Source organism: Pseudomonas sp. GX19020 (assembly GCF_023371075.1).
Classification (GTDB): Bacteria; Pseudomonadota; Alphaproteobacteria; order Rhodobacterales; family Rhodobacteraceae; genus Pseudogemmobacter.
Genome location: NZ_JAMCCR010000005.1, coordinates 77,902 through 101,184 on the forward strand (window position 1 = coordinate 77,902; position 23,283 = coordinate 101,184).

Annotated in this window: 21 protein-coding genes; 12 read left to right on the forward strand and 9 right to left on the reverse strand. The window is 63.4% G+C overall.

The features are described from left to right. The first annotated feature begins 99 nt into the window (after positions 1–99). The 5 genes from M3484_RS10815 (at position 100) to M3484_RS10835 (ending at position 6,547) form a co-directional block, all read left to right on the forward strand. Entirely contained in the window at positions 100–2,568 is a 2,469-nt protein-coding gene (locus tag M3484_RS10815) for a TonB-dependent siderophore receptor (RefSeq protein ID WP_249496874.1), read from the forward strand. Between the two features lie 61 nt (positions 2,569–2,629). Then, positions 2,630–3,787, forward strand: a complete 1,158-nt coding sequence (locus M3484_RS10820) for a YncE family protein (protein WP_249496875.1) — start codon at positions 2,630–2,632, stop codon at positions 3,785–3,787. A gap of 162 nt (positions 3,788–3,949) precedes the next feature. Then, positions 3,950–4,345 carry a VOC family protein gene (locus tag M3484_RS10825; protein WP_092902282.1) on the forward strand — a complete coding sequence of 132 codons (396 nt, stop codon included), beginning with the start codon at positions 3,950–3,952 and terminating at the stop codon, positions 4,343–4,345. Between the two features lie 76 nt (positions 4,346–4,421). Further along, complete coding sequence (locus M3484_RS10830; RefSeq protein WP_249496876.1) at positions 4,422–4,961, forward strand: Twin-arginine translocation pathway signal; 540 nt, start codon at positions 4,422–4,424, stop codon at positions 4,959–4,961. A 14-nt stretch (positions 4,962–4,975) separates the two neighbouring features. Beyond that, complete coding sequence (locus M3484_RS10835; RefSeq protein ID WP_249496877.1) at positions 4,976–6,547, forward strand: GMC family oxidoreductase; 1,572 nt, start codon at positions 4,976–4,978, stop codon at positions 6,545–6,547. A gap of 36 nt (positions 6,548–6,583) precedes the next feature. Here M3484_RS10835 and M3484_RS10840 read toward each other — a convergent pair whose 3' ends face one another. The 5 genes from M3484_RS10840 to M3484_RS10860 form a co-directional block, all read right to left on the reverse strand. Next, the gene (locus tag M3484_RS10840; protein ID WP_249496878.1) at positions 6,584–6,961 is read right to left on the reverse strand and encodes a c-type cytochrome; all 378 of its coding nucleotides are present in this window, start codon (positions 6,959–6,961) and stop codon (positions 6,584–6,586) included. A gap of 37 nt (positions 6,962–6,998) precedes the next feature. Continuing rightward, on the reverse strand, positions 6,999–8,711 hold the full coding sequence (gene dld, locus M3484_RS10845) for a D-lactate dehydrogenase (protein ID WP_249496879.1): 1,713 nt from the start codon (positions 8,709–8,711) through the stop codon (positions 6,999–7,001). Positions 8,712–8,825: 114 nt separating this feature from the next. Next, positions 8,826–9,122 (reverse strand): ribbon-helix-helix domain-containing protein, encoded by a 297-nt coding sequence (locus M3484_RS10850; RefSeq protein ID WP_092902274.1) that lies wholly within the window; start codon positions 9,120–9,122, stop codon positions 8,826–8,828. Between the two features lie 121 nt (positions 9,123–9,243). Further along, positions 9,244–9,948: a response regulator transcription factor gene (locus M3484_RS10855; protein ID WP_092902272.1), complete on the reverse strand. Its 705-nt coding sequence runs from the start codon at positions 9,946–9,948 to the stop codon at positions 9,244–9,246. Next, positions 9,945–11,462, reverse strand: coding sequence for a sensor histidine kinase (locus M3484_RS10860; protein WP_249496880.1), 1,518 nt, complete (start codon positions 11,460–11,462; stop codon positions 9,945–9,947). Before M3484_RS10860 ends, M3484_RS10855 begins: the two co-directional genes overlap by 4 nt. A 157-nt stretch (positions 11,463–11,619) precedes the next feature. Here M3484_RS10860 and M3484_RS10865 point away from each other — a divergent pair, with 157 nt between their 5' ends. From M3484_RS10865 to M3484_RS10875, 3 genes are all read left to right on the forward strand, one after another. Next, positions 11,620–13,572 carry a potassium transporter Kup gene (locus M3484_RS10865; protein WP_249496881.1) on the forward strand — a complete coding sequence of 651 codons (1,953 nt, stop codon included), beginning with the start codon at positions 11,620–11,622 and terminating at the stop codon, positions 13,570–13,572. A gap of 129 nt (positions 13,573–13,701) precedes the next feature. Further along, complete coding sequence (locus M3484_RS10870) at positions 13,702–14,370, forward strand: response regulator (RefSeq protein ID WP_249496882.1); 669 nt, start codon at positions 13,702–13,704, stop codon at positions 14,368–14,370. Then, positions 14,367–15,725: an ATP-binding protein gene (locus M3484_RS10875; RefSeq protein WP_249496883.1), complete on the forward strand. Its 1,359-nt coding sequence runs from the start codon at positions 14,367–14,369 to the stop codon at positions 15,723–15,725. Before M3484_RS10870 ends, M3484_RS10875 begins: the two co-directional genes overlap by 4 nt. A 26-nt stretch (positions 15,726–15,751) precedes the next feature. On the opposite strand, the gene M3484_RS10880 is transcribed toward M3484_RS10875, so the two are convergent. The 3 genes from M3484_RS10880 to M3484_RS10890 form a co-directional block, all read right to left on the reverse strand. Beyond that, positions 15,752–16,327, reverse strand: coding sequence for a L,D-transpeptidase (locus M3484_RS10880; protein WP_092902264.1), 576 nt, complete (start codon positions 16,325–16,327; stop codon positions 15,752–15,754). Between the two features lie 111 nt (positions 16,328–16,438). After that, the gene (locus M3484_RS10885; protein WP_092902262.1) at positions 16,439–17,158 is read right to left on the reverse strand and encodes a L,D-transpeptidase; all 720 of its coding nucleotides are present in this window, start codon (positions 17,156–17,158) and stop codon (positions 16,439–16,441) included. A gap of 63 nt (positions 17,159–17,221) precedes the next feature. Continuing rightward, positions 17,222–18,112 (reverse strand): DMT family transporter, encoded by an 891-nt coding sequence (locus tag M3484_RS10890; RefSeq protein WP_249496884.1) that lies wholly within the window; start codon positions 18,110–18,112, stop codon positions 17,222–17,224. A gap of 191 nt (positions 18,113–18,303) precedes the next feature. Between M3484_RS10890 and M3484_RS10895 the strand changes: the two genes are divergently transcribed. From M3484_RS10895 to M3484_RS10910, 4 genes are all read left to right on the forward strand, one after another. Further along, a complete protein-coding gene (locus tag M3484_RS10895) occupies positions 18,304–19,599 on the forward strand; it encodes an extracellular solute-binding protein (RefSeq protein ID WP_249496885.1) in 1,296 nt (431 codons plus the stop codon). A gap of 71 nt (positions 19,600–19,670) precedes the next feature. Next, positions 19,671–20,633 (forward strand): carbohydrate ABC transporter permease, encoded by a 963-nt coding sequence (locus tag M3484_RS10900; protein WP_092902256.1) that lies wholly within the window; start codon positions 19,671–19,673, stop codon positions 20,631–20,633. 4 nt (positions 20,634–20,637) lie between these two features. Then, positions 20,638–21,480, forward strand: a complete 843-nt coding sequence (locus tag M3484_RS10905; protein ID WP_092903060.1) for an ABC transporter permease subunit — start codon at positions 20,638–20,640, stop codon at positions 21,478–21,480. Beyond that, complete coding sequence (locus tag M3484_RS10910; RefSeq protein WP_249496886.1) at positions 21,480–22,580, forward strand: sn-glycerol-3-phosphate import ATP-binding protein UgpC; 1,101 nt, start codon at positions 21,480–21,482, stop codon at positions 22,578–22,580. Before M3484_RS10905 ends, M3484_RS10910 begins: the two co-directional genes overlap by 1 nt. Here M3484_RS10910 and M3484_RS10915 read toward each other — a convergent pair whose 3' ends face one another. Continuing rightward, the gene (locus M3484_RS10915) at positions 22,581–23,171 is read right to left on the reverse strand and encodes a TetR family transcriptional regulator (protein WP_092902252.1); all 591 of its coding nucleotides are present in this window, start codon (positions 23,169–23,171) and stop codon (positions 22,581–22,583) included. Positions 23,172–23,283: the final 112 nt, after the last annotated feature.

Here is a 23,283-nt window from a genome sequence, read left to right on the forward strand (position 1 = left end):
CACTGATATGAAGGGTCCAGGCAGGCCAATACCCACACTCTTCGCTTCACCGGCCCCGCAACCGGGGTTCGTTGCAATGACAGAAAGGGTACGGGTCTGATGCCTGCCAGTTTCCTCCATTTCCGGCGCGCTGCCGCGCGGCGCCTGACGGTTCTTTTCTCGGGGACTGCGCTCAGTCTTGGTGTGCTGGCGGGTGGCCCGGCGCTGATGACGCTGACCGCGACTATGGCCATGGCCCAAAATGCGGCGACCCACCGGCTGGATATTGCGGCTAAGCCGCTGGGTCAGGCGCTGCGGGATCTGGCGCGGCAGACCGGGCTGCAGATCGCGTATCGCACCTCGGTCGCGGCGGGCGCGACGGCCCCGGCGGTCAGCGGCACGATGACGGCGGAACAGGCGCTGTCGCGGCTTCTGGCAGGATCCGGGCTGAATTACAGCTTTACCGGCGCCTCGACCGTGACCATTCTCGGCGGTGCCTCTGACGCCTCGGATGTCGGCGGCAATGTCGATGGCGCGCAGAATCTCGGGACGATCCTGCTGGTCACTGACCCGACTACCACAGAGGGCAGCAATTCCTATACGACGGGTGCCGCGACCGGATCGACCGGTCTGCCGATGAGCCTGAAGGAAACGCCGCAATCAGTGAGCGTGGTCACCAGTCAGCGGCTGAAAGACCAGAACCTCGGCACAACACAGCAGATGCTGGCTTACACGACCGGCGTCCATTCGGCGATTTTCGAGACCGACCGCGACAATACCTGGTCAAGGGGGCAATGGGTCTCGAGCTATATCGTGGATGGTGTGGTGATCGACGGCGGCATCGGGTTCATGTCCGGCGTGGGTCTGCAATCCTCGACCTCGACCTATGACCATGCCGAAGTGCTGCGCGGCGCGACGGGCCTGCTGACCGGCCCCGGCGACCCTTCTGCCGCCGTGCGGATGGAGCGCAAAAAGGCCACCGCAACCGAGCTGACCGGCAGCATCGAGACGCGTTATGGCAGTTGGGACCGGATGGGCCTGGGGCTGGATGTCTCGAACAGGCTGAATGAGACCGGCAGCCTGCGCGGGCGCCTCGTCGTGGACCTTTATAGCGGCGACAGTTTCCGCGACCGCTACAGCGTCGACAAACAAACCGTCTATGGCACACTGGCCTGGGATGTCGATGACGCGACCACGCTGTCTTTCAGCTATGAACATCGCAACCATGACCCCAAGGGCTCGGAATGGAGCGCCTTCCCGACGCTTTTCTCCGATGGCACCCCGACGCTTTTCCCGCGCAACTGGTCGAGCGCGCCTTACTGGGCCTATTGGTCGAGCAGGCAGGATATGGCGACCATCCGCGCGGATCATGATTTCGGCGGTGGCTGGACCGGCAATGCGACGCTGAGCGCCGTCACTCGCAGCTATTCGGCGGAAAATACCCGTTTCTATGGCCGCCCCGATCCGGTCACCGGCCTTGGCATGACGCTCTTTGCCCGCAAGGCCGAGGAATGGGCGCGCCAGATTGCGCTGGATGCATCGGTCTCGGGGCCGGTGCACTGGTTCGGCCGCGACCATGCGCTGAATTTCGGCGTCCATGCCGGGCGTGACTGGGGCAAGGCCGATGATTACCAGATCATTGGCGCCCAGCCCGGCATGGGCAGCGTCTATGACTGGGACGGAAGCCTGCCCCGGCCGCAATTCTACCTTCCCCGGGCCGGAGAGTGGAAGAAAAAGGCCACCGAATATTCCGCCTATGGCTCGGCCCGCCTGTCCCTCGCCGATCCGCTGACCGCGATCCTTGGCCTGCGCTACACCGACTGGAGTGCGGATACCCGTAACTTCAAGGTCTTCACCCCCTATTTCGGCCTCGTCTATGACGTGACCGGGGATATCTCGGTCTATGCGAGCTATACCCAGATCTTCAAACCGCAGAGCTATCGCGACATCAATCGCAGTTATCTCGACCCGGTTCAGGGCAAAAGCGAAGAGGTCGGGATCAAGGGCGAATGGTATGAGGGGCGGCTCAATGCCTCGCTGTCTTACTACCGCACCTATCAGGACAATGTCGCGACCGGGCTGGAGGATGCCAGCGGCAATCCGATCTATGTGCCCGGCAGCACCGATCAGGCCTATTATGGCGCGATTGGTCAGACCACCCGTGGCGTCGAACTCGAGGTCTCGGGCGAGATCATGCCCGGCTGGAACCTTTTCTTCGGCGCGGCGAAGATGAAGGCCACCAATCCCGATGGCAGCCAGGCCAACAGCTTCCTGCCGGAAAACACCCTGAAGATTTTCACCACGTACAATCTGCCGGGCGAAAACAGCCAATGGACCATCGGCGGCGGCGCGCGCTGGCAGAGCGAAAGCTGGAACACGCTGGGCGTGGCCGGGGTCGGCCCGGTCCATAATTCGCAACCGGCCTTCACGGTGGTCGATGCGATGCTGCGCTATGACATCAACGAAAAATGGTCGGCGCAACTGAACATCAACAACCTGTTCGATGAGAGCTATTACCATTCCGCCAGCGTCGCAGGCGTCTATGGCGAGCCGCGCAATGCGATGTTCACCCTGACCTCGCGCTTCTGATCCCATGCCCCGGCGGAACCGCCGCCGGGGCCTTCAGACCAACCGCAAAGGCGGAAATCCCATGACTGTCTTCTCGCGCAGGGCCCTGACCCTTGCAGCCCTGCTCTTCACCACATCGCCCCTGCTGGCCGATGGCCGGCCCCAGATGCAGCCGGCCGAATTCGCGCCCGCAGCCACCCGCACCAGCACCATTCCCGGCGGCTATGAGGTGCTCTCGGTTCCCGAGCTCGGCGCGGTGTTTGCCGCCTCGGTACCGGATTTCACCGATGGCGCGGCGGGCGATGTCTATATGCTCGACGCAGACACCCTCGCCCCGATCCGGCGCATTCAGCTCAAACGCCGCCCCTTCGCGCTGGCGGTCGATCACGCGCGGGGCCTGCTTTACGCCGGCAATACCAAGGACGGATCCCTGTCGGTGATTGATGCGCGCAGCGGCCTGTTCCTGCGCACGATCCAGCTCGGGAAAACCGGTGCCAATGGCAAGATGGAACATACCCGCATGATCGAGGTCGATCAGGCGACGGGCCGCGTTTTTGTCACCGGCCCGACCGATGAGGGCATCGTCTGGATCATCGATGGCGCAACCGGCGAGGTTACCTCGCGCACCGATAATGCGGTGATCTGGGCGGCGGGCCTGGCGTTTGACGGGCGTGACCGTCTCTATGTCGGGGGTGGCGGGGCCGAGGAAATCCTCGTTCTGAACGCGGTAACCGGCGAAAAAATCACCACCTTCTCGACCGGCGACACTGCGCCCGGCCAGGGCGATAAATCCGCACATTTCATGGTGAATCTGTCGCTGGATGCGGCGGGCGGGCGGCTCTTTGCGGTCGACAGCCATGAGGGCAGGCTCTACGTCTTCGACACCGCTGATGGCAGTATTCTGGCGCAGGTGCCGATTGGAGCCGGCGCGCTGGATGTGATCTGGAACCCGGTGCGCGATGAGGCCTATGTCACCTGGTATGGCATCAACAGCCAGCTGCGCGACGGCACCGGCGGCATCACCGTGGTCAATACCAAAGACTACAGCGTCACCCGTGATCTCGCGGTCAAAACCTTCCCGAGCAACCTTTCGCTGGATGAAAGCGGCCAGGTTCTGTTCGCCTCGGTTTCGGAACCGTCAAATGACCAGCATCCGGATCATGCAAAGGGCACAATCGGATCGGTGATCCGGCTGGATCTGACAATCCTTGGTGATCTGATGGCGGCGCAGGCCCCCTGACCCCGACCGGAGGCCCCCGCAGCCCCCCCTTTCCTCTGGCCCGCGCCTTTGGCGCGGGCCATGTCATTTCAGCGCATCAGGAGAACAATTTTCCCGTCAGTAGCATGATACTACCCCCATGATCCGGTTCTGTCCTTTGCTGTACCAAAGCAAGGAGACACTATGGCCCGGATGATTCACACCATGATCCGCGTGCTGGACGAAGCCCGTTCGCTCGCATTCTATGACCAGGCTTTCGGCCTGAAAGTGGTGGAACGCCTCGATTTCGAGACCTTCACCCTGATCTATCTCGCCAATGCCGAAACCGGGTTCGAGCTGGAACTGACCGTCAACAAGGGCCGTGTTGAGCCCTATAACCTCGGCGATGGCTACGGCCATCTCGCGGTCTCGGTCGCTGATGTGAATGCAGAACATGCGCGCCTAGAAGCTGCCGGCCTTGCCCCGCGCAAATTGGTCGATTTCGCCCCCGGCGGCGAAGTCATCGCCCGGTTTTTCTTTATCGCCGATCCCGACGGTTACCAGATCGAAGTCCTGCAGCGCGCGGGGCGCTACCAATAATCTGAAACGGCATCCCTGCGCGGAAGAGGAGCCGCGCCGGGAACTCCCAGCCGACTGAGAAAGCAAGGAGGAGACTATGACGACCCTGACCGCAAATCGCGGACTGAGGGCGAACGCCCTCACCCGTCGCCAGCTGATCTCGCGCAGCTTTGCCGCAAGCGCGGGAATGATCATCGGCGCGGGCTTTATCGCCGCCCCCGATGCCGCCTGGGCCTATGAGGCGACGACGCTGAAGCCTGAGACCATGGCCACGCTGGTGCGCATGGCGCGCGACATCTACCCCCATGACCGCATCGCCGATGAATTCTATGTCATTGCCGTCAAAGGCTATGACACGGCCGAGGCCGCCCCCGGAATTGAAGCCGGGATCGCCGCGCTGAATGCGGCGGCGCAGGGCGCAGGGCACAGCGACTATCTCTCCATCGGGTGGGAGGATGACCGGGTGGCGCTGCTGCGCGGCATGGAGAACTCCGCCTTCTTCCAGCAGATCCGCGGTGGCCTTGTGACCGGTCTTTATAACCAGAAGGCCGTCTGGCCGATCTTTGGCTATGAAGGCGAGTCCTTCAGCCAGGGCGGTTATCTGCATCGCGGTTTTGACGATATCAGCTGGCTCTGAGGGGGGGCGGATCAATGGTTGCGAAATTTGAACTGGACGACGATTCCGTCGTTCTGATCATCGGCACAGGCTCGGGCGGCGGTGTACTGGCGAATGAACTGGCGCAAAAAGGCGTCAAAGTCGTCTCGCTGGAGGCCGGCGGGCGCTATATGCCCGAAGACTATATCAACGACGAGTGGGACAGCTTTGCACAGCTGGCCTGGACCGACACCCGCACCACATCGGGCGACTGGCGGGTGGCAAAAGACTTTTCCGGCCTTCCCGCCTGGATCGTCAAGGCCGTGGGCGGCACCTCGATCCACTGGGCAGGGGCCAGCTTGCGCTTCCAGGACCATGAATGGAAAGCGCGCACCAATTATGGCCATGTCACCGGGGCGAACCTGCTCGACTGGCCGATTGACGGCGCGGAAATGGCGCCCTGGTATGAAAAGGCGGAAACCAAACTTGGCGTGACCCGTACCGGCGACCGCCCCGGCCTGCCCGGCAACAACAATTACAAGGTGCTGGAAAAGGGCGCTAAGGCGCTTGGCTATAAAGAGGTCCATACCGGTCGCATGGCGATCAATTCGGTCGATTACGATGACCGTCTCGCCTGCCAGCAGACCGGGTTCTGTTTCCAGGGCTGCAAATGGGGCGCGAAATGGTCCTCGGCCTATACCGATATCCCGAAAGGTGAGGCGACCGGCAATCTCGAGGTGCGCGACCGCTGTCACGCGCTGAAGATCGAGCATGACGACAAGGGTCGCGTCACCGGCGTGCTTTATGCCGACAAAGACGGGAACCAGCATTTCCAGAAGGCGCGCGTGGTCTGCGTCGCGGGCAATTCAATCGAGAGCCCCCGGATCCTGCTGAATTCGGCATCCAGCATGTTCCCGGACGGGCTGGCGAATTCCTCGGGCCAGGTCGGGCGCAACTATCTGCGCCATGTCACCGGCTCGGTTTATGGCGTGTTCGAGAAGCCGGTGAAAATGTGGCGCGGCACCACAATGGCCGGGATCGTGCAGGACGAGGCACGTCTTGACCCATCACGCGGTTTCGTCGGTGGCTATGAGCTGGAGACCCTGGCGCTTGGCATCCCCTTCATGGCCGCCTTCCTTGATCCGGGCGGCTGGGGGCGCAGCTTCACCTCGGCAATGGATGGCTATGAGAACATGGCGGGCATGTGGATTGTCGGCGAGGATATGCCGCAGGAAACGAACCGCATCACGCTGTCCTCAACAGCGGTCGATCAGTTCGGGATGCCCGCCCCAAATGTGCATTTCGATGATCACCCCAATGACATCGCGATGCGCAACCATGCCTATGCCCGGGGCGAGGCGATCTATCGCGCCGCCGGTGCCACGCGAACCTTGCCGACGCCGCCCTATCCGTCGACGCATAACCTCGGCACCAACCGGATGTCGGAAAAACCGCGGGACGGCGTGGTGAACAAACACGGCCAAAGCCATGACATCCCGAACCTTTTTGTCTCGGATGGCAGCCAGTTCACGACCGGAGCAGCCGAGAACCCGACTTTGACCATCGTCGCCCTTGCGATCCGTCAGGCCGAGTTCATCGCCGGCGAGCTGTCGAAACAGAACCTCTGAAAGAGAAAGGGCGGAACCGAGGTTCCGCCCTTTTCCTTACTCGCCCAGCGTTGCGAGATAAGCCAGCAGATCCGCGCGTTCCTCGGGCTTTTTCAGCCCGGCAAAGGTCATCTTATTGCCCGGCAGCACGGTTTTCGGGGCCTCGATAAAGGCATCGATTTCTTCCGCTGTCCAGATATGGCCCTCTTCACCCCAGGCCTTCATCGCGTTGGAATAGGCATAGCCTTCGACCGAGGCCGTCCTGCGCCCGATGATCCCGACCAGGTTCGGCCCGGCTTTCGGCGGCGCATCCGCAACGAAGGCATGGCAGGCGAAGCATTTCTTCGCGACTTTCTCGCCCTGTTCCGCATCACCGGCAAAGGCGGCCTGCGCGAGGGACAAAGACATCAACAGTGACAAAACGGGGGTCTTCACGGACAGCACTCCTGGCAAAAGCTTGGGTAGTCGGGGATCAGTGGGTCTGGCCGCAGCCGCAACTGCCTTGCCAGTTGCGGGCGGTGGGGGTCTGGCCAAGCCCTGGGTTCAGGCTGTTGGTCGGATCGAGGCTCTGGTAAAATCCGGCCAGCTGCGGCGGCGCCTTGTAGAGATGCCCGACATTATGTTCCGCCGGGTATTGCGCGCCGCGCTGGTCCAGGATCTTCCACATCGCATGTTCCAGGCCAAGGCAATCGGTGCCCTTCTTCGCCACATAATCCTGATGGAATACATGGCAAAAGAAATGCCCGTAATAAAGCTTGTGCGCGATCTGCGCCCCAAGCTCCGGCGGCAGGGTTTCGACCCAGTCACGGTCATTGCGCCGCAAAGCGATGTCGAGCGCGACGATATCCTCGACCTCGCGCTTATGCACAGCGCGGTAGCGATTGGCCGCCCCGGCCACGGCAAAGCGGTGCAGGAAGGCGGCCGCGCCCTCGCTGGCCGTGGCTTCGAACATATCGCCACTGGTGGAAGGGAAGCGGCGCGCAAGGTAATCGCGGGCTTCCGCGATGCCCTGGCCACCCCCCATCCGCAAAAAGAGGTGATGTTCATAGCGTGCGCGGAAATCGCGCAGCCGGGGCGGCAGATGTTTCGGAAAAAGCCGCGACAGGGCCTGCGCGATCCGATCCGACAGCGTGGTGCCGAGGCCCAGCCGTTCGGTCCAGCCGTCGATCTTTGATTTCAGCGCGAAGACACCGGAGATGCGCTCTGTGCCAAGCCGGCGGATCAGAAGAAACGTATCCTTGCCGTAGCGTTCGGCAATATCCCAGGCGGTGCCGTGGATATATTCGCCCGCAATCGGCAGGCTGTTGAACCCGGCCAGCATATCGCGGCGGATCGCGGTCAGTTCCCCCGGGTCATTGGTGCCGATGCAGAATACGGCTGTCTCGGTTTCGGCCTCGAATGTGTCAAGCCGCACCGCAAAGACCGCGAGCCTGCCCGCCGATCCCGACGCCTCGTGCAACCGTCGCTGATCGGCATTGAACCGTGCCGGAGTTTCCGCATCGACATCGCGGACATGGGCGGCATAGTCGCGGTCGGACCCCCAGGCCTCGCCCGGGAGGGGCCAAGGCAGGTCGCCTGCTTCAACCCTTGCAAGGATCGTTTCGGGGTCATCGCCGAGGTCAAAGCCCAGATGGTTGACCAGCGCGACCGTGCCATCCGCCCGCACCTCGGCATAAAGCGCCATTTCAGTATAGGCCGGACCGCGCCGGATCAGCGCGCCGCCCGAATTGTTGCAGATCCCTCCAAGCACCGAGGCGCCGATACAGCTTGACCCGATCACCGAATGCGGCTCGCGGCCCAGAGGTTTCAGCGCGCGTTCCAGCCCGTCCAGCGTCGATCCGGGCAGACAGACCACCTGTTTGCCGGCGTCGATCAGATGGATCCCCGGCAGCCGCATGACGCTGATCAGCACCACGGGCCGGTCATAATCGTCCCCCCAGGGGGTCGATCCGCCGGTAAGGCCGGTATTCGCCGCCTGGAAGATCACCACCCGACCCGCCGCGATCACTGCATTCAGGGCGCGCCACATCTCGACCAGCGATCCGGGGCAAAGCACCGCCTCGACCTGACCGCCGCCATAGCGGATGCCGCGCGTGAAACGGCGCGTGGCGCGCGCGCCGGTCAGCACATGACCGGATCCGATCAGCTGACGCAGCCCGGCCAGCAGCTCACCCCTGTCGCGCATCTCTCTCTCCCACCCGGTTCCCGGCCGCCATCATGGCCGCGTCAGGTGCGAAGCGGGTAGTATCATATTGTCCGCAAAGCGTTTTCGTGGTCGGACGTTCTAATACAGGCCCATTCAGGCCACGGCGCGGCTGACCGGCATCTGGGCGGCGCGGCGGGTTTCCATACGCACCAGACAGGTGCAGCGCAAAAGCGAAGCGAAATTCCCCGGCTCGCCGTGGAACTCCAGCACCTCGCGATGCAGCGTCGAGAGAAACGCTCCGGTCGATTCCCCCTGTTCCCGGGCGATCTCGTCCAGGATCGTCCAGAAGGCAGCCTCAAGCCGCACCGAAGTGCTTTGCCCGTTCAGGCGGATGCGGCGGGTGACCGGCACATAACGGTCCGGATCCTGCCTGGCGAATAATTCACACATCTGATCCGGTCCTCCTCCCGTTTGATGTTGCCTCAGTCTATGCCCGCCCGGGGCGGGGCGTCCAGCACAGGAATCGGCAAAACCGCAATCTGGCCTGCGCAATCGGGTACAGGCGCGGCACTCAGTCAGGATGGATCCAGCGGTAACCGATCCCGGCCTCGGTGCGGATCGCACTGGCATCAAAGCCGGCCAGGTCGAGCTTTTGCCGCAGTTGCCCGATAAAGACGCGCAGATAAACGATATCCTCGACATGCGCCGGCCCCCATACCCTGAGCAGAAGCTGGCGATGGGTCACGATCCGGTCCGGCTGTTCCAGAAGCGCGAGCAACAGGTCGAATTCCTTTGGCGTCAGTTTCACCGCCGCGCCGGCCACCGTGACCTCGCGCAGATCGCGCGACAGCGCGAGGTTGCCGCTGCGCAGCAAGGCTGCCGCCGCCCCTGTCCCTCCCGCCGCGCCGCGCCTTGGCCGCAATGTGGCCCGCAACCGCGCCAGCAGCTCGCCAATGGCGAAGGGTTTGGCCACGAAATCATTGGCGCCAAGATCCAGCGCGAGGATCTTTTCCATCTCCTGATCATGTGCCGAAAGCACGATCACCGGCAGGTCAGAGCTGGCCCGGAGCTGCTCGATCACCGTCTTGCCGTTCATATCCGGCAGCCCGAGATCAAGCACCATCAGATCGGGCTTGTGCTGCACGACCGCCTCCAGCGCACCGGCACCGGTAGCGGCAAGGGTGGTATCATAGCCGGACGCCGTCAGCGCATGGACAAGGAAGCGCTGGATCTGCGGTTCGTCATCGACCACGAGGATGAGCTGGCGCGCGGTCATGCCAGGCCGCCCCCGCCCGCAGATGCCGCCGGCAGGATCAGTGCGAGCCGCGCGCCGGGGCCGGGCCGGGCCTCCAGCCGCCCGCCAAGGAGCTGCGCGATCCCCTTGCAGATCGGCAGGCCAAGGCCGCTTTTCTCTTCGCCCCGGGTCAGGTCGGGGGTGGCGAGCCAGGTCAGCACCGCGTCGGGCAGGCCTGGCCCCAGGTCCTGGACCTCCAGCCTTACATCGGGACCGTCCGTTGCGCCGGTGACCAGAACCGGCCCCGGCGCATAGGCTTTCGCGTTTTCGATCAGGCTGAACACCACCTGTTCGACCAGCCCCGCCTCGGCCATCACGAGCGGCAGATCGGGAAGATCGGCAGTGATCGCGGCGCCCGGAAAGGCGCGCTGCGCGCGACTGGCGGCGGCCCGGGCGCAATCCGCCGGTTCAACCGGATGCAGCGCGACCGAAGCGCCCGTCAGCAGCCGCGTCATCTGCAACAGGTTCTCGACATAGCGCGCCAGCCGCGTAGCCTCTTCGGATGTGGCACTCAGCAGATCTTCCTGCGCCTCGGGGGGCAGGCTGTCCCGCAGATCGCGCAAAGTGGTGACAGATCCGAGAATGGTCGCAAGCGGCGTGCGCAGATCATGCGACAGCGAGGAAAGCAGCGCGGCGCGCAGCGCCTGACGGTCAGAGATCTCGCGCTCTTCACTGGCCTTGCGGCCCAGTTCCAGCCGCTCCAGCGCGGCGCCGGCCTGGCGCAACACATTGTCGATGGCCTGTTCGCGGTAGCCGGTATCACGATCGACCGCCTCGGGCAGCCGGTGCCCGACCGCATGGCGCGCCGCCGCACCCAAAGGCAGCGGGTGGAAGGTCAGATGCGACCCGGTCCAGCCATCGGCAATCGCCATCTCGACCCGGCCCCGGATCAGCGCCTGTTCCGCCGCCTGCAGATCGGCCTCGCGCGGCTTCAGGCTTCCGGGCGCCGGGATCAGCCCGGCTGCACTGCGGCTCAGCAGCGCAACCGGCGCGTCAGAAAGGGTGGTCACATGACGGATCACGGTATCGAGGATCTGTTCCTCACTTGCTGCCCGGCCAAGCGCACCACTGGCCGAGGAAAGAACCTCGAGCACCACCGCCCGGTCCCGAGCGCTGTCGACCTGTTCGCGCATCCGCCCGGCGAGAAACCCGGTCAGCCCCGCCGCCGTAAGGAATGCCAGCAATACGACCATATCCTGGGGCTGCGCCGCCATCAGACTGAGATGCGGCTCGACGAAAAAGAAATTGAACACCGCCAGCGCCACCAGCGCCGACCCGAGCCCGGGCCAGAAGCCAAAAGCGGCGGCATTGACCAGGACCGCCATCAGCAAAAGCAAAAGTGCGACGATCTCGCTCATCCAGCCGCGCGACGGCACCACAATCGCCGTCACCACGACGAGCACCAGCACCGCCGCCAGGATCCGCTGCGGACGTTTCGACAGGGGACCGGCCGGACGCGGACCGGAAACGGGAGGATCGACAAACACAGGCTCCATGCACTGATCAAACCCTGGCCACGGGATTTGTCCACAATCTTTATGCGATCCTTATGCCGCCCGGCGCTTTCCCCATCGCTTCCTTACACGCCGAAGCACAGATCTGTGATACCGTCAGGAGGCTTCTGCCACAGCCCTGACGGGCAGGAGAATGACAATGCAGAATATTGCGCTGACCGCCCCGCCGGAAAAACCGCAGGACACACCGCATGAAACACCCGGTGACGGGCACAGCGCCCGCAAACCGGCAATGGCGGCGCTCACGCTTGGGGTGCTGGGCGTGGTTTATGGCGATATCGGCACCTCGCCGCTTTATGCGCTGCGCGAGGCGATGGTGGCGAGCGGCGCCACAAGGGGCCATGCGCCGGCTGAGAACATCTTCGGGGTGATCTCGCTGATCATCTGGACGCTGACGCTGATCGTGTCGGTGAAATATGTGGGGATCCTTCTGCGCGCCGATAATGACGGCGAGGGTGGCACGCTGTCGCTGCTGGCGCTTGCGCAGCGCGCGCTCGGGCAGATGCGGGGCCGCAGGGCGCTGGTTCTGGTGGTGCTCGGGATCCTCGGCGCAGCACTTTTTTCCGGCGATGCCGTGATCACGCCGGCGGTCTCGGTCCTGTCTGCCGTCGAGGGGCTGAAGCTGATCGCACCGGGCACGGCGCCCTTTGTCGAGCCGGTCGCCATGGCCGTGATCGTCCTGCTGTTCTGGGTGCAAAAACACGGCACCGATTTTGTGTCGCGCTTTTTCGGCCCCGTCATGCTTTTGTGGTTTCTGGTGCTGGCGGCGGGCGGGCTCTGGCGGCTTTGCGAGGCGCCTGAGGTTCTCTCGGCCCTGTCGCCGCATCACGCCTTACAGTTCCTGCTGACGCATCAGGGCGTGGCGCTGGCGGTGCTGGGGTCGGTCTTTCTGGCCGTCACCGGGGCCGAGGCGCTTTACGCCGATATGGGCCATTTCGGCGCCAGACCCATCCGGATCGGCTGGTTTTACCTCACCTTCCCGGCTTTGGTGTTGAACTACCTCGGCCAGGGTGCCGAACTTCTGACCCGCCCCGAAGCGCTGGAAAGCCCGTTCTACCTTATGTTCCCGCCACAGCTGCTGGTGCCGATGGTGGTGCTGGCGATGCTTGCCACGGTGATCGCCTCGCAGGCGGTGATCACCGGCGCGTTTTCCCTGGCGCAACAGGCGATCCAGCTGAGGCTTTTGCCACGGCTGAAGATCCGCCAGACCTCCGAGGAACAGCAGGGCCAGATCTACCTGCCGCTGATCAACGGGCTTTTGATGTTCGGGGTGCTGGCGCTGGTGCTGACCTTTGGCAGTTCCTCGGCGCTGGCGGCGGCTTACGGGATCTCGGTCTCGGGGGCGATGCTGGTGACCTCGCTTCTGGCGGTGGTGGTGGTGCGCTGGCACTGGCGCTGGCCGGTGATCGCGATCCTCGCCGTGATGGGCCCGCTGGTCGCGCTGGAAATGGTCTTCCTGGGGTCGAACCTGATGAAGGTGGCAGATGGCGGCTATGTACCGCTGGCGCTGGCCGGAGCCTTGCTGGTCGTCATGCTGATCTGGCGGCGCGGCACTGCCATTGTGCAGGCGAAAGATGCCGAGGGGCAGTTGCCGCTGGCGGCGCTGGTGACCAAGCTGGGCAGTGACCGCATCGCGAAGGTTCCTGGCACCGCCGTCTTCCTGACCGCCTCGCCCGAAAACGCGCCGGTTGCGCTTTTGCACAGCCTGAAGCATTTCCGGGCGCTGCATGAGCAGAATATCATCCTCTCGATCGTCACCCGCGATCTGCCCCGGCTGAGCGATGAGACCAGGCTGAAATATGAAGAGATCGCACCGGGCTTTCGCCGCATCATCCTGCAATATGGCTATGCCGAAGACCCGGATGTGCCGCGCGCCCTGATGCTGGCGCGGCAAAAGGGACTGAAATTCGACATCATGTCGACCTCCTTCATCCTGTCGCGCCGCAGCCTGCGCCCGTCTGTGCGGCCCCGGATGCCGATGTGGCAGGCCCGGCTTTTCATCTGGATGTCGCGCAATGCCGCCAGCGCCCAGGATTATTTCCGCATTCCCGCCGGGCGTGTGGTCGAGATCGGCACCCAGGTGAGCCTCTGATGCCGGCCTCTGTGATCAGTCTCTCACTGGCGCCGCGCCCGCACCCGGCTTAAGTCTGGCTTAAGCCGGGCGTGGCATGGCCCGCCCCGGTCCGGCGGCATGATGTTCTGCCGGAAAAATGGGGATGCAATGCGGCTCTTGATTGTCGAGGATGACGACCTTTTGCGCGACGGGCTCAGCGTCGGGCTGCGGCTGGCCGGGTTCTCGCCCGATGCCGTGGGGTCGGTGGCAGATGCCAGGGCGGCGCTGACGGCAGGAAATTTCGAAGCGATGGTGCTGGATCTGATGCTGCCGGATGGCTCCGGTCTCGAATTGCTGCGCGAAATGCGCGCGACGGAAAGCGATCTGCCGGTCCTTTTGCTGACCGCGCGCGACCGGCTGGAGGATAAGGTCGCGGGCCTTGATGCCGGCGCCGATGATTATCTTGGCAAACCGTTCGAGCTGGACGAGCTTGCGGCACGGCTGCGCGCGATCCTGAGGCGCCGCCAGGGCCGGGCGGAAAGCCATCTCAGCTGGAACGGGTTTGTGCTTGACCCGGCCCGGATGCGCGGCATCATCGCCGGGCGTGAGGTGATCTTTCCCAATCGCGAATTCACCCTGATCCAGGCATTGATGGAACGCCCCGGCGCGATCCTTGGGAAATCCTTTCTCGAAGACAGGCTTTATGGCTGGCAGGAAGAGGTCGGCTCGAACACGGTCGAAGTGCATATCCATAAACTCCGCACCAAACTTGGTGCCGATTTCATCGAGACCGTGCGGGGCGCGGGATACCGGCTGGCCCCCGAGGGCGAGGCATGATGTCGTCGATCCGGATGCGGCTCTTCCTGATCCTGCTCGCAGCGACCGGGGCGGTCTGGCTCTCGGCGGTGGTCTGGATCCAGTATACCACCCGCACCGAGGTCAATCATGTGCTGGACCGCCGCCTTCAGGAATCGGCGCATATGGTGGCCTCGCTGATCGCGCGGAATGGCGGCGTCGTGGGAGAGGCGGTGGAAATGCTGGCCCATCCCCGTCCGCATATTCTGCCCGATGATGGCCCCGAAGGCTATTCGCATGAGCTGATCTGCCAGGTCTGGGGCTTTGACGGCCGGCTGAAGAGCGAATCCGATGGCGCACCGAAGACCCGGCTTGCCGATGATGCGGCAGGGTTCTCTGAACGCGAGGTCGATGGCGAGACCTGGCGCGTCTATTCCCATATCGATGCGGAGATGGGCGTTCGCGTCATGGTCGGCGATGCGCTGTCGATGCGCGAGCGCCTGGTGCGTGGGGTGATCCTTGGCCTGCTGGTGCCGGCTCTGGCCATTCTGCCGGTGCTGGCGGCGCTGATCTGGTTCGCGGTCGGGCGTGGCCTTGCGCCGCTTGACCGGCTGGCGCGGGGGCTGACCCTGCGCCCGGCGACCGATCTCTCGGCCATTGACCCCGCCCCCGGCCCGCGCGAATTGCGCCCGATGGTTACCGCCCTGAACGGGCTCTTTCGCCGGGTCGAGGCCGCGCGCGAACATGAGCGCAGCTTTACCGCCTTTGCCGCACATGAACTGAAGACGCCGCTTGCCGGGCTGAAGACCCAGGCCCAGGTCGCGGTGATCGCCCCTGATGAGGCGACACGCAACCGCGCGCTGGCGCAGATCTCGACCGGGGTGGCCAGAACCGACCGCATGGTGCGCCAGCTTCTCGACATGACCGCCGCAGAGAATGCCGATGGCAGCGGACCGGAACAGGACGGCGCGCGGCTCCTTGCCGATCTGGCCGAGGGCCTGCAGGGGCTGGCGGCCCAACGCAGCGTGACGCTTGAGATCCGGGGCGCAACCGGGCTCTGGCATACGGCCCATGCGATGCTGCTGGCGCCCGCTTTGCGCAATCTGATCGAGAATGCGATCCTCGCCTCTCCTGCGGGTGGCGTGGTCGAGGCAGATCTTACGCGGGCGGCAAATGAGGTGCGGTTCACCGTGCTGGATCGTGGCCCCGGCATCCCCGAGGCCGACCGCGCCCATGTGACGGAACGGTTCTGGCGCGGCGCGTCCAGCCCCTCGGGCCAGGGCAGCGGGCTCGGTCTTGCCATCGTCGCGGCGGTGATGGAGCGGATGAGCGGCCGATTGTGTCTCTCGCCCAGGGAGGGCGGCGGCGAGCGGGCAGAGTTGATCCTGCCCGCCTGACCGGCCCGGTTAGCGGGCTGCTCTGATCAGATGATCCGCACGCGGGTGCCAACAGGCACCACGGCAAAGAGCTGTTCGATATGCTCATTGTACAGCCCGACGCAGCCCGAAGAGGACGGCCGCCCGATCTTGCGGGTGTCATGGGTGCCATGGATCAGATAGGCGGGCCAGCTCAGATACATCGCATGGGTGCCCAGCGGATTGTCCTTGCCCGGCGGCAGATAGGCCGGCAGCGAGGGATCGCGGCGGCGCATATCGGCGGTCGGCGTCCAGTCCGGCCCGACACGTTTGCGCACGACCTCGGTATAGCCGCGTTTCGTCAGCTCCTCGGTCAGAGGCACCGAGGTCGGGAACAGCCGGTAATCCTGCCCATTCCCCGACCAGTAATGCAGCGCACGCGAGCCGAAATCCGCAACGATGACACCCGAGCCGAGACTGTCGAAATGGTCACGCCAGTCCTGCATCTGAAAGCCCGAGGAATTGTGCCGCGGATAGGCCGGCAAGGCCTGGGTTTCGGCGCGCAAAAGCCCGGGCGCCGCCAGGGCGGTCAGCCCGGCAGCGGCAGTCAGCAAAGCGCGGCGGCGGGTGGGGTTGGTGCTCATCTCGGGTCTCCTTGGCATGCAATTGGGCATGAACTGGTGTCAGACACAGGCTTTCGGCCCATTGTCGCCCGGATCACCCGCCGCGCTTAACCGAAGCTTAAGCCTGCCGCCTCAGCGCACCACGATTTTGGCACCGATGGTCACTCTGGCGTGAAGATCGATGACATCCTGGTTCAGCATCCGGATGCAGCCGGCCGAAACCGCGCGCCCGACCGAGGTCGGATCATTGGTGCCATGCACCCGGTAATAGGTGTCGCGCCCGTCCTTTTGCATATAAAGCGCCCGCGCGCCGAGCGGGTTCGAAATCCCGCCGGGCACCCCGTCCTTATATTGCAGGTAACGGCCCGGATTGCGCTTCACCATATCCGCAGTCGGGATCCAGCGCGGCCAGGCCTGTTTCCGGTCGATCACCGCATCACCGCCGTCAAACCGCATCGCGTCGGGACCGACGCCGACGGCATAGCGCAGTGCCTTGCCCTCGGGCATCACGAAGTAAAGCGCGCGCGCGCCCTGATCGACGATGATGGTGCCAGGCACCTCGCTGGTCTGGAATTCGACCACGCGGCGGACATGGTCCGGGTTCATCTTTGCCGGGTCGATGCCGGCGATGATCTGGCCGCCATCTTCGCGCGCGGCATACATCGCGGCAACATCACCGCTGACGGGCGCAAAGGCGATGCGCTTTTGCGCCTCGACCCGTTCGGCCTCGGCCTTTGCTTCGGCGGCGGCAGCTGCGGCAACGGGATCGACAGGGACCTGCTCCACCGGCACGCAGGCGGCAAAGGCAAAAAGCGACAGCGCAAGCAGGGTGGCGCTGGACAGGTTCGGCATGGGACTACTCCGGTGGATTTCGCGCGGATCTTGCCTGCATAGCTTAAGCAGAACTTAAATGCCTCAGGCCTGCCGCATCTGGGCGGCACGTGCGATCCATATGCCACAAAGCACGATCACACCGCCAAGGGCCTGGGTCAGGGTCAGGGCCTCGTCCAGTACCGCCCAGGCCAGCAGCGCGGCAATGACCGGCTGCAACAGGAGCGTCAGCGAGGAAAAGGTTGCCGGCAGGAAGGCCAGTGCCCAGGCGATCAGGCTCTGGCCGCCGGCCTGGCTGATCCATGAAAGCCCGATCAGCACGCCCCATCCGGCAAGGGTCAGGGGGATCAGGCTCGGGTCGGTCATCAGCGCAAAGGGAAAGACCGCGATCGCGGCGGCGGCGGTGCTCCAGAGCATGATCACGCCGGTCGCAAACCGCTGCCGTGCCCGGCCCAGCATCAGGATATAGGCCGCGTAAAGCATGGCGGCGAAAATCGCGATACCGTCGCCCCTGAGATCGCCGTCGCGCAAGGCCGCCGGTCCGCCCTTAAGCACGACGACCCCGATAATCGTTACAGCCAGCGCCAGCATAAACAGCCGCCCCGGTGGTTTTTTCAGCACGATCCAGGCGAAAAGCGCCACGAAAACCGGCGCCATATTTACCAGCAGCGTCGAATTCGCAACCGAAGTCAGGTGCAGCGAGATGTGCCAGGCCACCAGTTCGACCCCAAGGATCACGCCGGGGAGGCTGATCTCGACCCGATCGCGCAGGGTTTTCGGCTGTGCAGCACCGCCTGACCGGCCACCGCCCGCCATAAGCGCAAGCGGGATCAGCGCCAGTGCCAGCCGCCAGAAGGCGGTCGAGACCGAGCCGACCTCGGACAGCCGCACCCAGATCGGCGAACAGCCGATCAGCACCCCGCCAAGTAACAGCCCCGGCAGGGCAAAGCGGTTCGGGCTGGTGGGGATTTGCATGGCGAAAGGGTCCGGATCCGGCGCACCGTCAGCACCGCTGGGTGCTTTCTCTCCCGCCGCGCGGGCGAAGACAAGCCCGCTTGCCGGAAAGGACCGCCGGGCCGATTGTCGTGAAACTGCTGTCCCGGTGCTGCACCCCTGTTACAAAGCCCGGTCAGGTTCCGCCCATCTTTCCGATGAGGCATCCGGTCATGAAAAAACTCCTCCCCGCGCTGGCGCTGCTGGCAACCAGCACCGCAGCTTTCGCCAATCCGGTCCAGATCACCTGGTGGCACGGTATGGGCGGCGCCAATGAGCAGGTGATCAATCAGATCGCCGGGAAATTCAACGAGGCGCAATCCGCCTGCGCCATCACGCCGGTCTCGAAAGGCACCTATGAAGAAGCCCTCGCGTCCGGGATCGCGGCTTTCCGCTCGGGCGAGCAGCCGAACATTCTCCAGGTGTTTGACGCCGGTGCCGCCACCATCATCAATGCCAAAGGCGCCACCATCCCGGCCGAAGACCTGCTGATCCAGAATGGCCACAGCTTTGATCGCGACGCCTTCATCGACGGCATCCGCTATTTCTACGCCGATGCGACCGGCAAGTTCATCGGGATGCCGTTCAATTCTTCGGCGCCTATCATGTATCTGAACACCGAGGCTTTCGCGAAAGCCGGTGTCGAGGCTCCGAAGACCTGGGCCGAATTCGAAGCGGGCGCGCCGAAGCTGAAAGAGGCCGGCTATATCCCGCTGACCGCCAGCCAGCTGACCTGGCAGCTGTTTGAGAATTTCTACTCGCGCAACAACGTCCAGATGGCCACGAACCAGAATGGCTATGACGGCTTCGACGGCACCGAGCTGCGCGCCACCGCGCCCGAGATGATCGCCTTCTGGACCCGCCTTGCCGCCTGGCACAAAGACGGCCTCTTCGGCTTCTATGGCGCCGGCTGGGCCGACAACCAGAAGCCGTTCGAAGAAGGCAAGGTTGCGATGTGGATCGGGTCTTCGGGATCGTTCGGCGGGTTGTCGAAAACCGCGACCATGCCCTTCTCGGCCACGTTCATGCCCTATGATGAAACCATCGCAGACGGCAACAAATCGACCTTCATCGGTGGTGCTGCCCTCTTTGCGATGGCCGGCAAGCCTGACGATCAGAACAAATGCTCGGCTGATTTCTTCAACTTTCTGACCTCGACCGATGTGCAGGCCTTCTACCATCAGGCCACCGGCTATGTGCCGATCACCAAAGCAGCCTATGAGAAATCGAAAGCTGATGGCTGGTATGAGGCGAACCCGGTTGCCGAGGTCGGCATCCTGCAACTTCTTGAGCCGCAGGGCGAATGGTCGAAAGGCTACCGGCTTGGCTTTTACCCGCAGATCCGCGTGATCGAAGAGCGCGAGTTCAACAAGATCTTCTCGGGCGACACAACCGTCGAAGACGCGTTCAAAGCCATCGAGACCGAGGGCAATGAGCTTCTCGCCCGCTTCGCGAAGACCTCGGGCTGAAACACCCGTTCCCTCTGGCCGGGCCTGCGTGATGCGGGCCCGGTTTACGTGTTCGCGCAGGTCGGATCCTGATGAGTGACGTTCTCCATCCCGCAAAGCCTGCCGGCGCGATCCGGCGCTGGCTGAGCCGCCCCGGTGCCGCGCCCGAACCCGCGAAACGGGTGCAGTTTGATCAGCCGCTTTTGCCCTGGCTGTTCCTCGCGCCGCAGCTCGCCGTGATTTTCGTCTTTTTCTACTGGCCCTCGGTCCAGGCGATCACCTCGTCCTTTTATATCGAAGACCCTTTCGGGTTCGGTTCGACCTTTGTCGGCATCGACAATTACAGGGACGCGCTCGGCTCGCGCGAATATCAGCGGATCGCCGGTTTCACCGCGCTCTTCACCGTATTGGTGACGGTATTCTCGCTGGGCCTCGGGCTTCTCTTCGCGGTCAAGGCCGATAAGGTGATCCGCGGCCGCACCAGCTACCGCACTGCGCTGATTGCGGTCTATGCCATCGCGCCGCCGGTTGCGGGGCTGATGGGCATGATGCTGTTCGACCAGCATATCGGCCCCTTCGTACAGCTTGCCGCCTGGTTCGGCTATGACATGAAAGTGGGCATCAATTACTGGGATACCGCCTTCGCGATGATCCTTGTTTCCGTCTGGAAACAGGTGCCTTACAATTTCATCTTCTTCCTCTCGGGGCTGCAGAGCATCCCGGCCAGCGTGCGCGAAGCCTCGGTGATCGATTGCCGCAATGGCTTTACCCGGTTCCGCACCGCGATCCTGCCGCTGCTGGCCCCGACGGCGTTTTTCCTCCTGATCATCAACATCACCTATGCGCTCTTTGATACCTTCGCGGTGATCGATGTGATGGTGAAGGACAAGCCCGCGAACAACCCGCTGACGCTGGTCTACAAAGTCTACAATGACGGCTTTCGCGGCAATGATATCGGCGGATCGGCGGCGCAATCGGTGATCCTGATGGTGATCGTGCTGGTCCTGACGCTGATCCAGTTCCGCTGGCTGGAACGCCGCGTGCATTACGGGTGAGATGATGAACCGGATCCGACCTTTCGACCATCTCATCCTGATCCTCGGCACGCTTTTCATGTGTGTTCCGGTGCTGGTCGCGGTGATGACCTCGACCCATTCGGCGGTCGATATCCATATGAACGGGCTTTACCTGACGCCGGGTGATCAGGGGCTGGAAACCTACCAGACCGTGCTGACCCGTCAGGGTGGCTTTACCGGCCAGGTCACCGGCCTGACCATGCTGACGAATTCGCTGATCCTCGGGATCGGCTTTGCGGTGGGCAAGATCGTGCTGTCGATGGCGGCGGCCTATGCACTGGTCTATTTCCGCTTTCGATTTGCGACTTTCCTGTTCTGGATCATCTTCACGACGCTGCTCCTGCCGCTGGAAGTCAGGATCATGCCTTCCTATCAGGTCATGTCAAACCTTGGCCTTCTGAACAGCTATACCGGCCTGATCGTGCCGCTGCTGGCCTCGGCCACAGGCACGTTCTATTTCCGCCAGTTCTTCAAATCCGTCCCGGATGAGCTTTTGGAGGCCGCGCGCATCGATGGCGCAGGCCCGTGGAAATTCCTGATCGACGTGCTGATCCCGCTGTCAAAAACCATGATGGCGGCGATCTTCATCATCATGTTCGTCTATGGCTGGAACCAGTATCTCTGGCCGATGCTGATGACGACGGAAGAACGGTTCTTCACCCTGATGCGCGGCATCAAGCAGATCCTCCAGGTGTGGATCGGCTCCCAGATCCCCGATTACAACGAAGCCTTCGCCCTTGCCGTTCTGGCCCTGCTGCCGCCCGTGATCGTGGTGGTCGTCTTCCAGCGCTGGTTCATCAAGGGCCTGACGGAAAGCGATAAATAATGGCCTCGATCACAATCTCCGATCTGTCGAAAACCTATCCGGGGGCCGCCGCGCCCTCGGTCACGGGGATCAGTCTCGACATCCGGGATGGCGAGTTCATCGTGCTGGTCGGGCCTTCGGGCTGCGGCAAATCCACTTTGCTGCGCATGGTGGCGGGGCTGGAAGACATCTCGGGCGGCGAGGTGAAGATCGGGGACCGCGTGGTGAACCGCGTCGACCCTGCCGACCGCGATATCGCAATGGTGTTCCAGAATTATGCCCTCTACCCGCATATGACGGTGCGCGAGAATATGGCTTACGGGCTGAAGAACCGCCGCACGCCAAAGCCCGAGATCGAGGCCCGGGTGGCAGAGGCCGCACGGATGCTTGAGCTTGGCCCCTATCTTGACCGCAAGCCCCGCGCGCTTTCGGGCGGGCAGCGGCAGCGGGTGGCGATGGGCCGCGCGGTGGTGCGCCAGCCCTCGGCCTTCCTTTTTGACGAGCCGCTTTCGAACCTCGATGCGAAGCTCCGGGTGACAATGCGCGGCGAGATCCGGCGGCTGCAAAAGCGGCTTGGCACCACCTCGCTTTACGTCACCCATGACCAGCTGGAGGCAATGACGCTGGCCGACCGCCTTGTCGTGCTGAATGCGGGGCGGATTGAACAGGTCGGCGCGCCACTGGATATCTATCTGCGCCCGGCCTCGACCTTTGTGGCCTCTTTCATCGGTGCGCCTGCGATGAATCTGCTCGATGCAGAACTGGACGGCGCACGGCTGCGCCTTGGCACGTCCGAGATCGGGCTGGGGCATCTGCCGGGCGCGAAAGGTGCCGTGACGCTGGGGATCCGCGCCGAGGATCTGGTTCCATCGGCCATCGGCCTGCCCTTTATCACTGATTTCGTCGAAGAGCTGGGCGCGCAGCGGCTGGTGCATGGCCATATCGACGGCCAGCCGCTGGTTCTGACGCTGGATCCCACCGCGCAGATCGGCAGCGAGATGTGGCTTTCGGTGGCAGCAGCAAAGCTGCATCTTTTCGAGACCAGCACAGGAAAACGCATCGCCACAACCGCCCGCACCGGGCTTGCGGTACCCCAGACGGCGTTAACAAAGCCGGTCTGATCAGAGACCCTCGCGGCGCATCACCTCAATCATATAGGCGCGCTTATCGATACCAAGCTCTTGCTCGATCCCGACCTCTTCCAGGAAGTCAAAGCCCTGTGAGGCGGCGATCAGCAAAAGCGACATCCGGTTCACGTCGAGATCTTCGGGGAAATCTTCTGCCGCCACCCCTTCTGCCAGGCTGGCGCAGACTTCATCGCGCATTTTGCAGACGCCATCGACAATCGCCGCCCGAACGGCGGAATCGCGGCGTGTTTCCCAGGCCTCGCTCCAGAGCCGTTCGGCGACCCGCAGCAGCGGATCATCCTCGCCCAGGATCTGCGTCTTGCAGCCCGAAAGCACTGTGATCAGCCTTTCCCGCGGTGATAACTTGCGCAATGCGGCAACCAACAGCGGCTCCAGCCGGCGCCAGACCTCGCGCACGGCCTCGGCGCGCAGGGCTTCGGCCGAATCGAAATGATGGTGAATCTGACCGGGCGAACATTGCAGCTGGCAGGCGATACGCCGCACCGTGGCCGCCGCAAGCCCTTCCTGCGCAACCAGTTCGACCACAGCATTCATGATCTGCTCACGCCGTGCTTCGCGCGACATATAGGCCAAATCATTGCCTCCGATTTCAGCATTTCGTTCTTTTTAGCAGGTCATGACACAAAAACAAGCTGGACATGTGTTCAAGTTGGACATATGCCCAGAACAAACCTGA

Coding starts and splice junctions, on each gene's coding strand:
- M3484_RS10815 (WP_249496874.1), top strand. CDS start 100: ATGCCTGCCAGTTTCCTCCATTTCCGGCGCGCTGCCGCGCGGCGCCTG.
- M3484_RS10820 (WP_249496875.1), top strand. CDS start 2,630: ATGACTGTCTTCTCGCGCAGGGCCCTGACCCTTGCAGCCCTGCTCTTC.
- M3484_RS10825 (WP_092902282.1), top strand. CDS start 3,950: ATGGCCCGGATGATTCACACCATGATCCGCGTGCTGGACGAAGCCCGT.
- M3484_RS10830 (WP_249496876.1), top strand. CDS start 4,422: ATGACGACCCTGACCGCAAATCGCGGACTGAGGGCGAACGCCCTCACC.
- M3484_RS10835 (WP_249496877.1), top strand. CDS start 4,976: ATGGTTGCGAAATTTGAACTGGACGACGATTCCGTCGTTCTGATCATC.
- dld (WP_249496879.1), bottom strand. CDS start 8,711: ATGCGCGACAGGGGTGAGCTGCTGGCCGGGCTGCGTCAGCTGATCGGA.
- M3484_RS10850 (WP_092902274.1), bottom strand. CDS start 9,122: ATGTGTGAATTATTCGCCAGGCAGGATCCGGACCGTTATGTGCCGGTC.
- M3484_RS10855 (WP_092902272.1), bottom strand. CDS start 9,948: ATGACCGCGCGCCAGCTCATCCTCGTGGTCGATGACGAACCGCAGATC.
- M3484_RS10860 (WP_249496880.1), bottom strand. CDS start 11,462: ATGGAGCCTGTGTTTGTCGATCCTCCCGTTTCCGGTCCGCGTCCGGCC.
- M3484_RS10865 (WP_249496881.1), top strand. CDS start 11,620: ATGCAGAATATTGCGCTGACCGCCCCGCCGGAAAAACCGCAGGACACA.
- M3484_RS10870 (WP_249496882.1), top strand. CDS start 13,702: ATGCGGCTCTTGATTGTCGAGGATGACGACCTTTTGCGCGACGGGCTC.
- M3484_RS10875 (WP_249496883.1), top strand. CDS start 14,367: ATGATGTCGTCGATCCGGATGCGGCTCTTCCTGATCCTGCTCGCAGCG.
- M3484_RS10880 (WP_092902264.1), bottom strand. CDS start 16,327: ATGAGCACCAACCCCACCCGCCGCCGCGCTTTGCTGACTGCCGCTGCC.
- M3484_RS10885 (WP_092902262.1), bottom strand. CDS start 17,158: ATGCCGAACCTGTCCAGCGCCACCCTGCTTGCGCTGTCGCTTTTTGCC.
- M3484_RS10890 (WP_249496884.1), bottom strand. CDS start 18,112: ATGCAAATCCCCACCAGCCCGAACCGCTTTGCCCTGCCGGGGCTGTTA.
- M3484_RS10895 (WP_249496885.1), top strand. CDS start 18,304: ATGAAAAAACTCCTCCCCGCGCTGGCGCTGCTGGCAACCAGCACCGCA.
- M3484_RS10900 (WP_092902256.1), top strand. CDS start 19,671: ATGAGTGACGTTCTCCATCCCGCAAAGCCTGCCGGCGCGATCCGGCGC.
- M3484_RS10905 (WP_092903060.1), top strand. CDS start 20,638: ATGAACCGGATCCGACCTTTCGACCATCTCATCCTGATCCTCGGCACG.
- M3484_RS10910 (WP_249496886.1), top strand. CDS start 21,480: ATGGCCTCGATCACAATCTCCGATCTGTCGAAAACCTATCCGGGGGCC.
- M3484_RS10915 (WP_092902252.1), bottom strand. CDS start 23,171: ATGTCGCGCGAAGCACGGCGTGAGCAGATCATGAATGCTGTGGTCGAA.